The organism is Bacillus sp. BC05(2025) (genome assembly GCF_056725905.1).
This window is the reverse complement of sequence record NZ_JBWYRA010000007.1, coordinates 157,425-172,187: the sequence shown is the minus strand read 5'-3', so window position 1 is coordinate 172,187 and position 14,763 is coordinate 157,425. Positions and strand designations below refer to the sequence as shown.

Annotated in this window: 13 protein-coding genes and 1 pseudogene; 8 read left to right on the top strand and 6 right to left on the bottom strand. The window is 34.5% G+C overall.

Annotated elements, in window-relative coordinates; all coding sequences use genetic code 11:
• Nucleotides 1-33: 33 nt before the first annotated feature.
• From ACZ76X_RS21050 to ACZ76X_RS21025, 6 genes and pseudogenes are all read left to right on the top strand, one after another.
• A pseudogene (locus ACZ76X_RS21050) lies at nt 34-1,077 on the top strand (HAMP domain-containing protein); the annotation flags it as partial.
• On the top strand, nt 1,069-2,016 hold the full coding sequence (locus ACZ76X_RS21045) for a methyl-accepting chemotaxis protein (protein WP_479851627.1): 948 nt from the start codon (nt 1,069-1,071) through the stop codon (nt 2,014-2,016). The pseudogene ACZ76X_RS21050 and the gene ACZ76X_RS21045, both read left to right, overlap by 9 nt.
• Before the next feature lie 78 nt (nt 2,017-2,094).
• Complete coding sequence (locus ACZ76X_RS21040; protein WP_479851595.1) at nt 2,095-3,699, top strand: sensor histidine kinase; 1,605 nt, start codon at nt 2,095-2,097, stop codon at nt 3,697-3,699.
• The gene (locus ACZ76X_RS21035; protein ID WP_479851594.1) at nt 3,696-4,403 is read left to right on the top strand and encodes a response regulator; all 708 of its coding nucleotides are present in this window, start codon (nt 3,696-3,698) and stop codon (nt 4,401-4,403) included. The genes ACZ76X_RS21040 and ACZ76X_RS21035 overlap by 4 nt, the downstream gene beginning before the upstream one ends.
• 122 nt (nt 4,404-4,525) lie before the next feature.
• Nucleotides 4,526-5,872 carry a 2-hydroxycarboxylate transporter family protein gene (locus ACZ76X_RS21030; RefSeq protein WP_479851593.1) on the top strand — a complete coding sequence of 449 codons (1,347 nt, stop codon included), beginning with the start codon at nt 4,526-4,528 and terminating at the stop codon, nt 5,870-5,872.
• 59 nt (nt 5,873-5,931) lie between these two features.
• Nucleotides 5,932-7,131: an NAD(P)-dependent malic enzyme gene (locus tag ACZ76X_RS21025; RefSeq protein ID WP_479851592.1), complete on the top strand. Its 1,200-nt coding sequence runs from the start codon at nt 5,932-5,934 to the stop codon at nt 7,129-7,131.
• A gap of 296 nt (nt 7,132-7,427) precedes the next feature.
• On the opposite strand, the gene ACZ76X_RS21020 is transcribed toward ACZ76X_RS21025, so the two are convergent.
• Both ACZ76X_RS21020 and ACZ76X_RS21015 read right to left on the bottom strand, forming a co-directional pair.
• Complete coding sequence (locus ACZ76X_RS21020; RefSeq protein ID WP_479851591.1) at nt 7,428-7,952, bottom strand: DUF4871 domain-containing protein; 525 nt, start codon at nt 7,950-7,952, stop codon at nt 7,428-7,430.
• Between the two features lie 115 nt (nt 7,953-8,067).
• The gene (locus ACZ76X_RS21015) at nt 8,068-8,994 is read right to left on the bottom strand and encodes a DMT family transporter (protein WP_479851590.1); all 927 of its coding nucleotides are present in this window, start codon (nt 8,992-8,994) and stop codon (nt 8,068-8,070) included.
• A 120-nt stretch (nt 8,995-9,114) separates the two neighbouring features.
• On the opposite strand from ACZ76X_RS21015, the gene pdxR reads away from it, so the two are divergent.
• The gene (gene pdxR / locus ACZ76X_RS21010; RefSeq protein ID WP_479851589.1) at nt 9,115-10,515 is read left to right on the top strand and encodes a MocR-like pyridoxine biosynthesis transcription factor PdxR; all 1,401 of its coding nucleotides are present in this window, start codon (nt 9,115-9,117) and stop codon (nt 10,513-10,515) included.
• A gap of 34 nt (nt 10,516-10,549) precedes the next feature.
• On the opposite strand, the gene ACZ76X_RS21005 is transcribed toward pdxR, so the two are convergent.
• The 3 genes from ACZ76X_RS21005 to ACZ76X_RS20995 all read right to left on the bottom strand — a co-directional run bounded on the left by ACZ76X_RS21005 (nt 10,550) and on the right by ACZ76X_RS20995 (nt 13,400).
• Entirely contained in the window at nt 10,550-11,062 is a 513-nt protein-coding gene (locus ACZ76X_RS21005) for a GNAT family N-acetyltransferase (protein WP_000351216.1), read from the bottom strand.
• A gap of 146 nt (nt 11,063-11,208) precedes the next feature.
• Nucleotides 11,209-12,663 carry a sensor histidine kinase gene (locus tag ACZ76X_RS21000; protein ID WP_479851588.1) on the bottom strand — a complete coding sequence of 485 codons (1,455 nt, stop codon included), beginning with the start codon at nt 12,661-12,663 and terminating at the stop codon, nt 11,209-11,211.
• Nucleotides 12,664-12,728: 65 nt separating this feature from the next.
• Nucleotides 12,729-13,400 carry a response regulator transcription factor gene (locus tag ACZ76X_RS20995; RefSeq protein WP_000238949.1) on the bottom strand — a complete coding sequence of 224 codons (672 nt, stop codon included), beginning with the start codon at nt 13,398-13,400 and terminating at the stop codon, nt 12,729-12,731.
• A 328-nt stretch (nt 13,401-13,728) separates the two neighbouring features.
• On the opposite strand from ACZ76X_RS20995, the gene ACZ76X_RS20990 reads away from it, so the two are divergent.
• A complete protein-coding gene (locus ACZ76X_RS20990; protein ID WP_479851587.1) occupies nt 13,729-13,851 on the top strand; it encodes a hypothetical protein in 123 nt (40 codons plus the stop codon).
• A 343-nt stretch (nt 13,852-14,194) separates the two neighbouring features.
• Here ACZ76X_RS20990 and ACZ76X_RS20985 read toward each other — a convergent pair whose 3' ends face one another.
• Nucleotides 14,195-14,701: a GNAT family N-acetyltransferase gene (locus tag ACZ76X_RS20985; RefSeq protein ID WP_000405883.1), complete on the bottom strand. Its 507-nt coding sequence runs from the start codon at nt 14,699-14,701 to the stop codon at nt 14,195-14,197.
• Nucleotides 14,702-14,763: the final 62 nt, after the last annotated feature.

The window sequence follows — 14,763 nt, the reverse complement described above, 5'->3', positions numbered from 1 at the left end:
ACAAGTATTCACATTACATAAAGGAGGCTTATTATGCAAAAAATATTTAACTGGGTTAAATGCATGAGTATCAAGAAAAAATTAATCATTTCATTTTTTCTTATTTTAACTATACCAGGACTTATTATCGGTGGTGTTGCATATCAAACTGCCAAAACAAATTTTGAACAACAAATTACAGGTAAAGCAAAGGAAAACATTTCGATTTTAAATACTGTTATTTCTCAAAATATAGAAGAGAAATTTGTTGATGCAGCGTACTTTTCAGACATCTTGACAGAAGATACATATCCAAACGGACAAGAAGAAATAGTAAGAGCGAAGTTAGCTCAATATATAAAACTTCATCCAGAAGTAGAAGGTATTTATATTGGAACACAGACGGGAAAGTTTATAAGAGAACCATTTATCCAAATGGCTGATGGATATAATCCAACAGATAGATCTTGGTATAAAGAGGCGCATGAAAATAAAGGAAAAGTAATTGTTACTGCACCATATCAATCAGCATCTACCAAAAATATGGTAGTGACAATTGCTAAAGAAGTAAAAGATGGTAAAGGTGTTATAGGAATTAACTTAAATTTAGATAACATCTTAAAAATTTCTAAAATGATTAATATTGGTGAAAAAGGTTATGCAGTTATTTTAGATCAAAATAAGCAAATTGTTAGTCATCCATCTAGAAAACCAGGTGCAAAAGTTACTGATCCTTGGATTAAACCAATTTATGAAGATAAACAAGGAAATGTGTCTTATACAGAACAAGGTGATAAAAAGAATTTAATCTTTGCAACAAATGAGAAAACAGGATGGAAAGTAGTTGGAGTTATGTTCGACGAAGAAATTACCCAAGCTGCGAATCCAGTATTCTATAAGACTTTTATTGTCATAGCTATCGCTATAGTATTTGGTAGTGTATTAATTTATTTCATTACAAATTCTATTACAAGACCATTAAGAAAAATAGCTGACTCGGCACATAAAATTAGTAAGGGAGATTTGACAGAGAAAATTACAATCCATTCCAAGGATGACATAGGGAAATTAGGAGATTCCTTCAATGAAATGTCTGCCTCTTTACAAGATGTGATTACTCAAATTAGTTTTTCTGCAGAACATGTCGCTGCATCGGCTGAAGAGTTAACAGCGAGCGTACAGCAAGCAAATGATGCGACAGATCAAATCACAATTGTAATGGAACAAGTATCAGGTGGGGCTGAATCACAAAGTCAAGGTGTTGAAGAAGGTGCGGCTACATTACAACAAGTAAATACAGCAATTCAAGATGTAAATGGAAGCGCTGAATCAATTTCTACCTCTTCATTACGTGCGAAAGAAAGAGCTGAAGAAGGAGAAGAATTGGTTGAACAAACAGCAAAACAAATGCAGTCTATTTCTAGATCGGTATCCGAGTCAGATGCTATTATTAAACTTCTTGATGAGAAATCAAAGCAGGTAGGAGCTATTTCTGAAGCAATTCAAAACATCGCTACTCAAACGAACTTATTAGCTTTAAATGCAGCTATTGAAGCAGCAAGAGCAGGTGAACAGGGCCGAGGGTTTGCTATTGTAGCAGATGAGGTTAGAAAATTAGCGGAGCAGTCAGGAGAATCATCTGGAGAGATTGCAAATTTAATTGCAGAAATTAAGGCTGATATTGAACATACAGTTAAGGCGATGGATAATGTGAATGGGGAAGTTCAACAAGGCCTTGATGTTGTAACAAAAACGAAAGTGAGTTTTACGGAAATTTTAAGTTCTACTACACATATTGTTTCTCAAGTGAATCAAATGGTAGAAACAACGAAGAGAATTGCTGGAGATGCAAATGAAGTGACAAATGCTATTGATGAAATCGCAGCAGCTGCGGAAGAAAATACAGCTAGTATGCAAAGTGTTGCTGCTTCAACAGAAGAACAAATGAATTCAATGGAAGAAATTAGTTCAGCTTCGCAAAATTTAGCTGAGATGGCCGAAGAACTACAAGCGATGACTAGTAAATTTAAAGTATAATAACAGCAGATAAGTAAGGTGAAAATAATATCACCTTACTTATTTTTCTATTCAGTAATTAGGGGAGTCATTAACGGGATGAAAAAAAGAAAAAGACTATGGAATTTATGGAAAACGATTACATTGTTAGTTTGTACAGTTGTAATTTTTTCTTTACTTGTGACAGATATATTAATTAGTCATAATGTAGAACGGACGACGGAGGATAGCCAAGCAGAGAAAGCAAAAACAATTGCACACATTGTGGCGAATGATTCGATTGTAATCGATGGTTTGACTGGGAAAGCAGATACTTCTGCAATCCAAACGTATACAAATAGAATACTAAAAAACACAGGTGTTCAATTTATTGTAGTTATGGACATGAATGGAATAAGAAAATCACATCCAAATCCTCAAAAAATAGGTCATCATTTTATTGGGGGAGATGAAGGGCCTGCATTGAAAGGAAAGGAACATGTATCGCTGGCAGAAGGAACTTTAGGTATTTCAATGCGAGTATTTGTACCTGTATTTTCTGAAACGGGTGAACAACTTGGAGCGGTGGCCGTTGGTATTTCAGCAGATAATGTAAAAGAGAGAGTTAAGGAAAGTAGACATATTATTTATATTGGAGTTGGAGTTGGAGTACTAGTCGGAATTATAGGAGCAATATTACTAGCTAGACATATAAAGAAAAGTTTATTTGGTCTTGAGCCGCACAGGATAGCGAAAATCCTTGAAGAAAGAAATACGATGCTACAATCTGTAAAGGAAGGTATTATTGCTGTAGATAAAGAGGCCAATGTGACTTTAATAAATAATGAGGCAAAACGATTGTTTAAGAAAAGTGGTCTTGAAGAAGATTTTATTGGTAAAGATGTTGAGTTGTATATGCCTAATTCACGTATAAAAGAAGTATTACAAACGGGAGAGGTACAATTAAACGAAGAACAAAATATTTATGGAATTACGATAGTGACGAATCGTGTTCCTTTATATGTAAAAGGAGAAATAGTTGGTGCGATTGCAACATTTCGTGATAAAACAGAGATTAGAAAGTTAGCAGAAGAATTAACTGGTATTAGACTATATGCGGAAGCATTACGGGCACAATCGCATGAGTTTATGAATAAAATGCATGTCGTATTAGGGCTTACACACATGAAGCAGTATGAAGAATTGCAGAAGTATATAAGCGGTATGGTGTCAGAGCATCAATATGAAATTGGTGGGGTTATGGAAAGAATAAAAAGTCCAGTATTTGCTGGTTTTTTACTTGGGAAACTTAGCTATGCTAGAGAGAAAAATATAAAATTAATCATAAGTGAAGACTCTTATATGCCGGAAATAAATGATGAAAGTATTATTCATGAACTAATTACGATTGTCGGAAATTTAATTGATAATGCATTAGAGGCAGTGACGAATTGTGAAAAGAAGCAAGTTGAACTTGAGATACAATATGGGGATACATTAATCATTACAGTACAAGATACGGGGAAAGGTATACCAGAAGAAGAAATAGGGGCATTATTTACGAAAGGTTATTCCACAAAGGGAGATAACCGTGGTTATGGTTTGTATCTTGTAAAAGAAAGTATACAGCGAATAAATGGGGAAATTCATATGCATTCATTAGTAGGAAAGGGAACAACGATAACAATTGAAATACCTAAAGGTAGGGATGAGAGGAAAATATGATTAAAGTTTTAATTGTAGAAGATGACCCGATGGTAGCAATGTTAAATACGCATTATTTAGAGCAAGTAGGAGGATTCGAACTTATTCAAGCAGTTAACTCCGTAAAATCGGCGATAGAAGTATTAGAGAGATCACGAGTAGACTTAGTATTACTTGATATTTTTATGCCTGAAGAGACTGGATTTGAGCTTTTAATGTATATTCGGAACCAAGAAAAAGAAATCGATATTATGATGATTTCAGCTGTACATGATATGGGGAGTATTAAAAAAGCATTACAATATGGCGTAGTAGATTATTTAATTAAACCATTTACATTTGAACGATTTAAAAAGGCGTTAACTATATATCGAGAAAAACTTACTTTCATGAAAGAACAACAAAAAATTAGTCAATCGGAATTAGATTCGTTAATTTTGCAAAAAGAAAAAAGAGAGCCTACTGTCACTAAAGAGCTTCCGAAAGGATTAACGAAGCAAACGATGCAATTAATTTGGCAGAAGATCGAGTCGCTGAATGGACGAGCATTTACAACAGAGGAAATGGCGCAATTAGTTGGTGTTTCAAGGGTTTCTATTCGAAAATATGTAATGTTTTTGACTGAAATTGGAGTATTAGAAAACGAAATGGTGTATCAACATGTAGGGAGACCAGTTAGTAAATTAAGATGTATTGACCAAAATAAAATAGAGTTTTACGTATAAGCGACTTATTATAAGTCGCTTATACTTTTTTTAATTACAAAATCAATTACAAAACTTACAAAAACTATTTTTACTATTGAAAGCGTTTTAATATTGTTATTAAGAAAACAAGGGGGTGCCATATGGGAATTCAAAAGAATGTGGAAGCGGTATCATTTTCTGGAGGAAATGACGTACAAAGAGAATCTTTCGCTTCTAAAATTATGAATGTGAAAATCGGTGTTATACCTTTACCGTTATATGTAGTATTGGCTGCTATTATTTATGGGGCATCTGTATATAATAAATTACCAGCAGATATGATTGGTGGATTTGCGGTGATTATGATCATGGGGATTTTCTTAGGCGACATTGGGATGAGAATTCCAATTTTAAAAAATATCGGTGGTCCAGCAATACTTTCGTTATTTATTCCATCATTACTTGTATTTTTTAACTGGATGAATCCAGCTTCAATGGAAGCTGCGACTATGTTAATGAAAAAATCAAACTTTTTATATTTATATATTTCTTGTTTAGTAGTCGGAAGTATTTTAGGAATGAATCGTAAAGTGTTAGTACAAGGTTTCGTTCGTATGTTTATACCTTTAGTAGTAGGGACGTTAGCTTCGGTAGCAGTAGGGTTATTGGTCGGTTCACTATTTGGATTTGAAATGAAGCAAACATTCTTTTTTATCATTGTACCAATTGTGAGTGGTGGTATAGGGGAAGGGATTTTACCATTGTCGCTAGCTTATAGTGATATTTTAAATGAATCATCAGCAACATTTGTATCACAGCTTATTCCAGCGGCTATTATTGGAAATATGTTCGCAATCGTGAGTGCAGGATATATGAAGCGTTTAGGTGAGAAGAAACCAGAGCTTAGTGGTAACGGTGTATTAGTGAAAACAGACAATCAAGCCGAGTTATTAAAAGAACAAAATACAGAAAAGCCAATTGACTTCTCATTAATGGGAGCAGGTTTATTAATTGCGTGTACGTTCTTCATCTTCGGAGGATTTGCTTCTAAGTTCATCGGTATTCCTGGGGCAATCATTATGATCTTCTCGGCAGCAATTGTAAAATATTTTAAATTAATGCCAGCAAAAATGGAGCAAGGTGCATTCCATTTATATAAATTCATTTCGAAGAATTTAACTTGGCCGTTAATGGTTGGACTGGGATTGTTATATATTCCGCTAAAAGACGTAGCAGCAGTTCTTTCAGTAGGATATGTTGTTGTGTGCGCATCAGTTGTTCTTACAATGGTAGCATCAGGTTTTCTTGTAGGGAAAGTGATGAAAATGTATCCAGTTGAATCAGCAATTGTAACGGGATGTCATAGTGGCTTAGGTGGAACTGGAGATGTTGCTATTTTATCAGCTTCAAATCGTATGGAATTAATGCCATTTGCACAAATTTCAACACGTTTAGGCGGGGCAGCAATGGTTGTAACAGCGACAATTTTATTAAAAATGTTTTCATGATCAAACAAGCTAGCTATATTCATATAGCTAGCTTGTCAAATTAAGGGGAGATTATAAGTATGTTAGAAAATCAAATTAATGAAAGATCATTGTTACTGCATAAAGAATTAGTAGGGAAAATTGAAATTACAAGTAAAGTAGAAGTAAATTCAGCGGATGATTTAAGCCTGACATATACACCAGGTGTAGCAGAGTCTTGCAAAGCAATTGCGGCGGATGAAGAAACAGTGTATGACTATACAGCACGCGGTAATATGGTGGCAGTTGTCTCAGATGGAACAGCGGTACTCGGTTTAGGGAATATTGGACCGAAAGCAGCTATGCCTGTTATGGAAGGGAAGAGTATTTTATTTAAAAAATTTGCGAATGTAGATGCTTTCCCGTTATGTTTAGGTACAACTGATGTGGATGAAATCGTTACCCTTGTAAAAAATTTAGAGCCTACATTTGCAGGGATCAATTTAGAAGATATTGCAGCACCACGTTGTTTTGAAATTGAAAAACGATTAAAAGAAGAAACGAATATTCCTGTATTTCATGATGATCAACATGGAACAGCTATTGTCGTTTTAGCAGCTGTTATTAATGCATTAAAGGTTGTTAGCAAACAAATGGATAATGTAAAAATCGTTATTAACGGTGCGGGTTCGGCAGGAATTGCAATTGGGAAACTATTATTAAAAGCTGGTGCAAAGCACATTACGTTAGTTAGCTTAGAAGGTATTGTTTGTGAAGGTGAAACATGGATGAACGAAGCGCAAATTGAAGTTTCAAAAAAGACAAATCGAGAACATGTGCGTGGAACGTTGAAAGAAGCAATTCACCAAGCTGATATTTTTATTGGCGTATCTGCTCCTAACGTATTAACGAAAGAACTTGTACGGACGATGAATGAGAAAGCAATTGTGTTTGCAATGGCGAATCCAATTCCAGAAATCTTCCCTGAGGATGCATTAGAGGCTGGGGCAGCTGTAGTAGGAACTGGGCGCTCGGATTATGCGAATCAAGTAAATAATGTATTGGCGTTTCCCGGAATATTCCGCGGTGCGTTAGATGTGCGCGCGACTGATATTACAGAAGAGATGAAATTAGCGGCAGCATATGGGATCGCTAACATCATTACGGACGAAGAACGTAATGCGAATTATGTAATCCCGAATCCGTTAGATAAAAGAGTTGTTCCAAGTGTTGCGGAAGCTGTAGCGAAAGCAGCCATTGAGTCAGGTGTGGCACAAATTACAGAAATGCCAAGTTATTAATAGCTAGAAGCAGTGCCTAAAAGGCACTGCTTTTTTGAGATAAGAAATCAAAATAATGAAGGAGTGTAAAATTATTTATTTTTGTTTCTTCACTATTTATTTAATTCCATTGCAACTTGTTTACCATTTACTAAAACCTCAGTTACTGCTACGATCACTTCTATCATTTTTTTCATCTCTCATCTCTCCTTGTGTCATTTCTTACTTTAAGTATAAGAGAAGAGAGGTACTTAAACTATCGAAGTATATGACTTAGAAATTACATTGTTGTAAGAAAGTGTTTTAGTTTTGTCACTTTAATCAGCAGTAATTACAAACTGATCATAATATTTTTCATTCACATATATATTTAATACCCATAATCCAGATGAAGGCAGTGACATAGTGAGAGGGAGTTCGTTTGTAGTGGAATCAATTGTATTTGAAGTAGTCCAAGTTGGTTTGGAAATTTCTTGTTGAAAGAGTACGGGTGTTGGAGTTACTGATCCTTGCTTTAGTGCAATAATAGATAGTTTTCCAGTTGGCATTTCAGGATCTAAAAAGTACCACATCATTTCGTTTTTTTCATTTGCGATAATAGGGCTATCAGCCATTGCAATTTTGTCTTCGATACCTCTTAAAGGTATTTTTTCTTGTATGAAGGAGGGTGTTTCTTCCCAATTTACATCTTTTAAAACGCTAAGGTGAAAGAAGGAAGGTGCATTAACTTGAGTGGATGACGTTGCGATAGTTTCTTTTTTAGGTTTTTCTAAATCAAGTTGCGCTTGTGTGCATCCAGCGATGAGAAAGGAGAAAAGTAGCATAGTTCCGATTTTTTTCATGGTGTCACACTCCTAATTTTTATTGTTAGTGTAATTGTATTTGCCAGAAAGCGGGACAATTCCTTTAAAACGTCAAAAGAGGTCGTAAGTTTTGTACGACCTCTTTTGACATTTTCTATATTTGTTCAGTTGAAAAGGAAGGTTCATTCTCTTTTTGCGGCATCGTTAAGAAAATAACAGAAAGAACGATACATACACCGCCTAATAATTGATAGGCTCCAAAGGATTCATTTAGCCAAGCGATTGAAACGATGGCAGCTACAAGTGGTTCAATACTAGATAAAATGCTCGTTTCTGTTGCTGCTAAATATTTCAGACTACCGATATAAAGGAGGAAAGAAAGAGTGCCACTTATGATGATAAGAATAAGCATAGAAAAAGTTTTTGGTGTAAAAGTTTGTGCAAGCTGATTCCATCCAAACGAGCGATTACAAATAAGCAGAGCGATGCCACCGATTAACATCCCCCAGCCAATTACTACAGTTGTTCCGCATTCTTTAATAAGAGAGGCTGGATGAAGGGTATAAAATGCAAATCCGATTGCTGTTAATAGGCCAAAAATAATGGCTTCTTTCGATAAAACAATATTTTCAATGGACCCATTTGTAATAATAAAGTATGTTCCCGTTAGTGCAGTTATAATTGCGAGTAGTTGCATAGAAGCAGGAAATTTTCTTTGTCCAAATGCGACATAAATGGTAATAAGAACAGGGCCAAGAAATTGAAATAATGTCGCTGTGACTGCGTTACTAATATGAACCGTTTCAATAAAGGCGTATTGCGCACCGAGCATGCCGAGAATAGAGAAAATAATAAGTTGTATAGAATATCTAGGGTGTTTCCAAATTTGAAATATGTTTTGTTTCTTTATAAGTAAGAAAGACAAAATAAATATTCCTGCAAGCAACAATCGAATTGTTAAAAAATCAATTGAGGATACATTAGTATGCTGAAATAGCCACTGAATCATTGGACCAGATAATCCCCATAATGTAGCCCCTGTAATAATCATAATGAGTCCGATACGTCTACCATTGTTCATTATCATGTTTCTCCTCTCCGGTATTTGATTTTTTATGTGTGACATGATAAAAGGAATTATATATAACTTCTGGTACTGTAAAAAGTATCAGATTTCAGTTTTATTAAGGGGTCAGATATGATGTTAGAATTAACACCTAATTTAAATGTGAATAGTAAAAGAGCATTGTACGTGCAATTGTATGAGTATATAAAAAAAGAGATTAAAGATGGAACGATTCCGGCTTTTACAAAATTACCTGCAAAAAGAAAGCTGGCGAGCTATTTACAAGTGAGTAAGAATACAGTAGAAGCGGCTTATGAGCAATTACTTGCAGAAGGTTATATTGAGTCGGCATCGAGAAAAGGTTATTTTGTATGTAAAGTTGAACAAATGATTTATGTAGAAGGAAGTGAAGCGAAAGTAGAAGAGGTTCTGTTTAGGGAGGAAAACTATACATTTGATTTCACCCAAACAGGAGTTGATACGCATACTTTTCCGTTCACTATGTACCGCAAGCTTATAAATGATGTATGGCACCCACATAATAATGAATTGCTTTTTCTTGGACATCCTCAAGGGGAATTGAGCTTGAGGGAGGAAATTGCCAACTATTTGTATGAATCTAGAGGTGTGCGTTGTTCAGCCAGTCAAATTGTATTAGGGGCGGGAACACAAATATTAGTAAAGTTACTTTTTCAATTGTTGAAGGGAAGTAATTATGCAGTTGAAAACCCAGGTTATCATAGGAAAATGGTCGTTTTTGAACAAGGAGAAAAAAAGGTTCAAATGTTGTCTTTAGATAGAGACGGAATTTGTATGGCAGATTTAGAAAATAGCACTGCAAATGTTGTATTTGTTACACCTTCTCATCAGTTTCCATATGGAATGATTATGCCTATTACGAGAAGGACGCAGCTTTTACAATGGGCAAAGAAAGCAGAAGATAGATATATTATTGAAGATGATTACGATAGTGAATTTCGCTATTCAGGAAAGCCAATTCCGGCACTACAAGGATTAGATACAGATGGGAAAGTTATTTATATGGGGACGCTATCAAAAGCTTTGTTACCCTCATTACGGATGAGCTATATAGTATTACCGAAGAATTTAATTGAAAGATATCAAAAGGAATATTTGTTTTATACGCAAAGTGTTTCGAGAATGGACCAAGAAGTGATTAGAAAGTTTTTAAATGAAGGCTATTGGGAAAAACATATTCATAAAATGCGTGTCGTCTACCGAAAAAAGAGGGATCGACTTGTCTTTGAAATAGAAAAGTATTTCTCTAATCGTGTTGAAGTGATAGGAGAAGATTCGGGATTGCACATTTTATTACAAGTGCATAATGGAATGCGAGAAGAGGAACTCATTCAAGAAGCTGCAAAATATAGTATTAAAGTATATCCTGTTTCTACGTACTATAAAGACGGTACTGCACCTGAAAATGTCGTTTTACTTGGATTTGCGATCTTATCAGAAGAAGAAATTGCGAAAGCGATTCAACTATTAAATACAGCGTGGTTTAGAAAAAAGTAAAAAAACATCCTCATACATGAGAGGATGTTTTTTATTATTTATTTTCGTCTAAGAATAAGACCATATGCTCTTCGTCCCAATATTGTCCGTTATATTTTAATGAACGTTCTTGTACACCGAATGTTTTAAATCCTAATGATTCATAAAGTTTTTTTGCTCCATCGTTGCCGACAACAACATCAAGCATAACTTGTTCTACCTCTAAAGATTTAGCAAGTTCAAGACATTCTTTAATAAGTGCTTTTCCTGCTCCAAGTCCGCGTGCTTTTGGAGACACATATACAGAACCAATTTTAGCTTTATGTTCTTGTTTTACATATGGTTTCGTTTCCAGTGTTGCAACCCCGATTAATTGTCCATCTTTAAATGCACCTAGCGTATAGTTTTCATCTTGTGCTAATTTTTGTGCTTTATATTCAATTGCACACTCTTTATTAATAATATCTTCATAAGAAGAGCTGAAAGCTTCAGGGTTTTGCTTTAAACCTTCTACACGAAGTTCTAAGTAAATTTCCGCTTCATCTTTTGTTAATACATGGATATCCAATTATATCACCCTCCAAATCTTTGACAAATGTACCTTTATTTTATATTGAAATAAGAATAATTTCAAAAGCTTAGCTTAAATGAGTAGATTTTATGAACAAAATAACACCAGTAGTGTTCACTACTACTGGTGTTTTCACACGCATCTTATTCAAAAGGTAGTTCAATTATAAAGTTTGTTCCTACTCCTAATTTGCTTGTTACTATAATGGAACCGTTATGCAATTCTACAATTTCTTTTGCGACAGCTAGTCCGATACCTTTTCCTCCAGTAGCTCTCGTTCTGGATTTATCAACACGATAAAAACGATCGAAAATATGTGAGATATCTTCTTCAGGAATACCTTCTCCCTCATCGTCTACACTTATTGTAAAAGAATCTGTTTCCGTGAGTACACGTATCGTAATAGATGTGTTTTCTGGCGAATGTTGATAAGCATTGTGTAATAAATTTAACATAACTTGCTCCATACGTCTTTCGTCTATGCAAACTTCTAAATCGTCTTTGCAATATACATGGAGTTGCATTTGTTTGTTAGTTAATGTTGTTTTTGTTTTTTCAACCATTCGTTCTAAAAATGGTTGAAGGGCCACTTTTTGTTTTTTGATAACAAATTGGTGTTGTTCTAATTGTACAAGCATAAATAAATCTTGAACGAGATCAGTTACACTATCTGTTTCATCCTCAATGATTTGTAAGTATTCTTCTCGCTCTTCTTTCGTTAAAGTGTCTCTCTTTGCTACTTTCGCATAACCTTTCATATAGGTCAATGGAGTTAATAGTTCATGGGCGACACTAGCAAGAAATTCATTGCGTTCTTTTTTCATATAAGTTAGCTCACTGGACAAATCTTCAATCGTTTTTGCTAAGCTTCCAAGTTCATCATTCCGTTTAATACCTAATTGAATTGGCTTATTTAATTTTGACATTTTTTCTGTTGCCCTCTTCATTTTTATAAGCGGTTCTGTAATAACACGAGAAAAAACAAAGACAGAAATAGTTGTTAAAATAATTGTTAAAACACTAATGATAAGGAATTGGTTCATGAGTTTAAGTAACATATTTTCTAAGAAAGATGTTTTTAATAACATATATAACTTTCCTTGAAACTTTGTTGTGTTAAGTGGGCTTACTGTTGTGATGAATTTTGATTTTTTCCAGTTTCTTTCAACGATTAATCCGCTTTCTGGGACAGATTCTGTTTTACAAGTAAGTTGTTTTTGCATTTCTTTTGTTACGGGTTCTGAGGTGGAAATAATTTTGCCGTTATGGTCAGTAATAATGATAGCTATATCGGAGTTAGAAATTGATTCCGATTCAACTAAGTGTGCAGCCGCATTTGCAATCTCGAACTCAGGGTACACGGGGCGTTTAGGATTTTTATTGTGTTCAGCGTGTTGCATTTCTTTATAATATTCATCCCGTCTCTCGCGAATTTTAATTTTTTTACTATAGCGATTACCTTTTTCTAAAAGAGCAAGTGTTTCTTCTTCAATCCGCATTGTTGAAATGCTTTTGTAAAAAGAAACGAAAGCAATTGTTTCGATGCATAAAGCTAATATTAAAAAGTATGTCCCGATTTTAAGGGAAAGTTTGCTCATGTTCTCACCATACCTTATTCATAATAAACGGTCAGTGGTACGATATTTTCCACTGACCGAAGTAATTATTCACTTTTCCATTTATATCCGACTTTATAGACAGTTTCTAAGTAATTTTCAACTGGAAATCCTTTTTTGCGTAGTTTATCACGGATATTGCGAATATGTGAATCGATTGTTCTATATTCAATGTCTGTTTCATAACCCCAAATTTTTTCGATTAAATCATCTCGGCTATAAGCACGATTTGTATTTTGTAAAAATAGTCCAAGTAACGAAAACTCGATAGGAGTTAGTGAAATTTTTTCGTCATATACTGTGACAGTATGTTTCGTTTTATCCCACTCAATACCATTGAAGCTAACGAAGCCATCTTTCTTTGTACGGCGTAATATAGCCTCAATTCTTGCGACTAATACATGCTCATCAAATGGTTTTGTAATATAGTCGTCCGCGCCCATAGTGAGGCCTTTCACCATATCGTAATTTTGGTTACGAGCTGTTAGCATAATAATTGGAACGTTGGAAATTTGACGGATTTGATAGCAAGTATCCCAGCCATCCATATTCGGCATCATAACATCTAACAAAATAATATCGAAGTCTTTTTGTTCTATTAACTTTAGCGCTTCAAGGCCAGAGGTAGCTTTCATACAAAAATAGCCACGAGGACTTAAGAACAGATCTAATAATCGTAACATACGTTCTTCATCGTCTACTAATAAAATTTTCACCATAATCTTGTGCACCCCAAACTGTTCATTCTACTTGTATAGTTTACATGAAAATGATAAAAAACTCTTTTTATGTGATTGAGTGGGAGAGTGATTTTTCGCTCAGAGTAATTGACATAAAAAATGCACTAGTTTTGCACAACTATTTTTTATAATAGAAAACGTAGCGACACAAAATACCCTATGTTGCGACATAACGTCATGTCATTTTATTTATAAAATGACAATTCCATTCTATTGTGTATGTGAGATAGAGAGGGTTTTCGTATTCACCTCGCATCGGATAAGAAAAATTTCCTATCTCACACTTTTTTTAAAGGAGATCATACACATGAATCCAAAAGAAGAAATTTCAAAAAAAGAAAAGCAAGATCGTAATACGGTTGTCATGTGCATTGCCGTATCTATGGTTATTATTATAAGTTGTGTAAATAAATTTTTGGGGATTTTATAATATAAAAAAGCTTATTGCTTCTTAAGAAGCAATAAGCTTTTTTCATTATGAGAGGAATTGTTCTATATGATAAACCAAGGTAAAATTGCTAACCCAGAAGTCACAATCGCTGTAGTACATATTAAAAGCATAGCTCGTTTGTTTTGTTTCATGTCACATTCTCCTTTATGTATCAATTGAATGCTATACGTTCATTTCATGATTGGTGCTTTACTTTACACTTTTAGTATAATGAATGGAAAGGTTTGGTACGATCGATAAAGGTGACATGAAGATTACATTGTTGTAATGAAAAAAGCAACTTCCTTAATCAGAAGATGCTTTTAAAGACTATATTGAAGTATTAATCATTTAAGAACAGAACCATATGTTCCTCGTCCCAATATTGGCCATTATGTTTTAATGAACGCTCTTGTACGCCGTAAGTTTGGAAGCCTAATGACTCATATAATTTTTTTGCGGCATCGTTACCAACTACAACATCGAGCATAAGTTGTTCTACATGTAATTTATCGGCATTTTCGATAATTGCTTTAATGAGAGCTCTTCCTGCTCCAAGGCCACGCGCTTTTGGGGAAACAAAAACGGAACCGATTTTTGCTTTATGTTCTTGTTTAATGAAAGGCTTTGTTTCTAAAGTAGCAATGCCGATTAAATCGTTATCTTTGAAGACCCCTAGAGTATACTTATCCGGATTGCTTAATCGTTTTGCCATAGCAGCTACAGGATTCTCATGTTTCAGAACATCTTCATAAGAAGAGCTAAAAGCTTCCGGGTTCTTCGTTAAACCTTCCATACAAACTTTTAAATATATTTCTGCGTCCTCTGTCGTTAATAAGCGAATTTCCATAGTTGTAACCTCCTTGGTCGATTTCAAATAAAATAGATCCATTACTTTTATAAAATTGTGTA

What these genes read in the sequence shown, in the direction of transcription:
- ACZ76X_RS21045 (WP_479851627.1), top strand. Translation starts at nt 1,069, where the DNA reads ATGTCTGCCTCTTTACAAGATGTGATTACTCAAATTAGTTTTTCTGCA.
- ACZ76X_RS21040 (WP_479851595.1), top strand. Translation starts at nt 2,095, where the DNA reads ATGAAAAAAAGAAAAAGACTATGGAATTTATGGAAAACGATTACATTG.
- ACZ76X_RS21035 (WP_479851594.1), top strand. Translation starts at nt 3,696, where the DNA reads ATGATTAAAGTTTTAATTGTAGAAGATGACCCGATGGTAGCAATGTTA.
- ACZ76X_RS21030 (WP_479851593.1), top strand. Translation starts at nt 4,526, where the DNA reads ATGGGAATTCAAAAGAATGTGGAAGCGGTATCATTTTCTGGAGGAAAT.
- ACZ76X_RS21025 (WP_479851592.1), top strand. Translation starts at nt 5,932, where the DNA reads ATGTTAGAAAATCAAATTAATGAAAGATCATTGTTACTGCATAAAGAA.
- ACZ76X_RS21020 (WP_479851591.1), bottom strand. Translation starts at nt 7,952, where the DNA reads ATGAAAAAAATCGGAACTATGCTACTTTTCTCCTTTCTCATCGCTGGA.
- ACZ76X_RS21015 (WP_479851590.1), bottom strand. Translation starts at nt 8,994, where the DNA reads ATGAACAATGGTAGACGTATCGGACTCATTATGATTATTACAGGGGCT.
- pdxR (WP_479851589.1), top strand. Translation starts at nt 9,115, where the DNA reads ATGTTAGAATTAACACCTAATTTAAATGTGAATAGTAAAAGAGCATTG.
- ACZ76X_RS21000 (WP_479851588.1), bottom strand. Translation starts at nt 12,663, where the DNA reads ATGAGCAAACTTTCCCTTAAAATCGGGACATACTTTTTAATATTAGCT.
- ACZ76X_RS20995 (WP_000238949.1), bottom strand. Translation starts at nt 13,400, where the DNA reads ATGGTGAAAATTTTATTAGTAGACGATGAAGAACGTATGTTACGATTA.
- ACZ76X_RS20990 (WP_479851587.1), top strand. Translation starts at nt 13,729, where the DNA reads ATGAATCCAAAAGAAGAAATTTCAAAAAAAGAAAAGCAAGATCGTAAT.
- ACZ76X_RS20985 (WP_000405883.1), bottom strand. Translation starts at nt 14,701, where the DNA reads ATGGAAATTCGCTTATTAACGACAGAGGACGCAGAAATATATTTAAAA.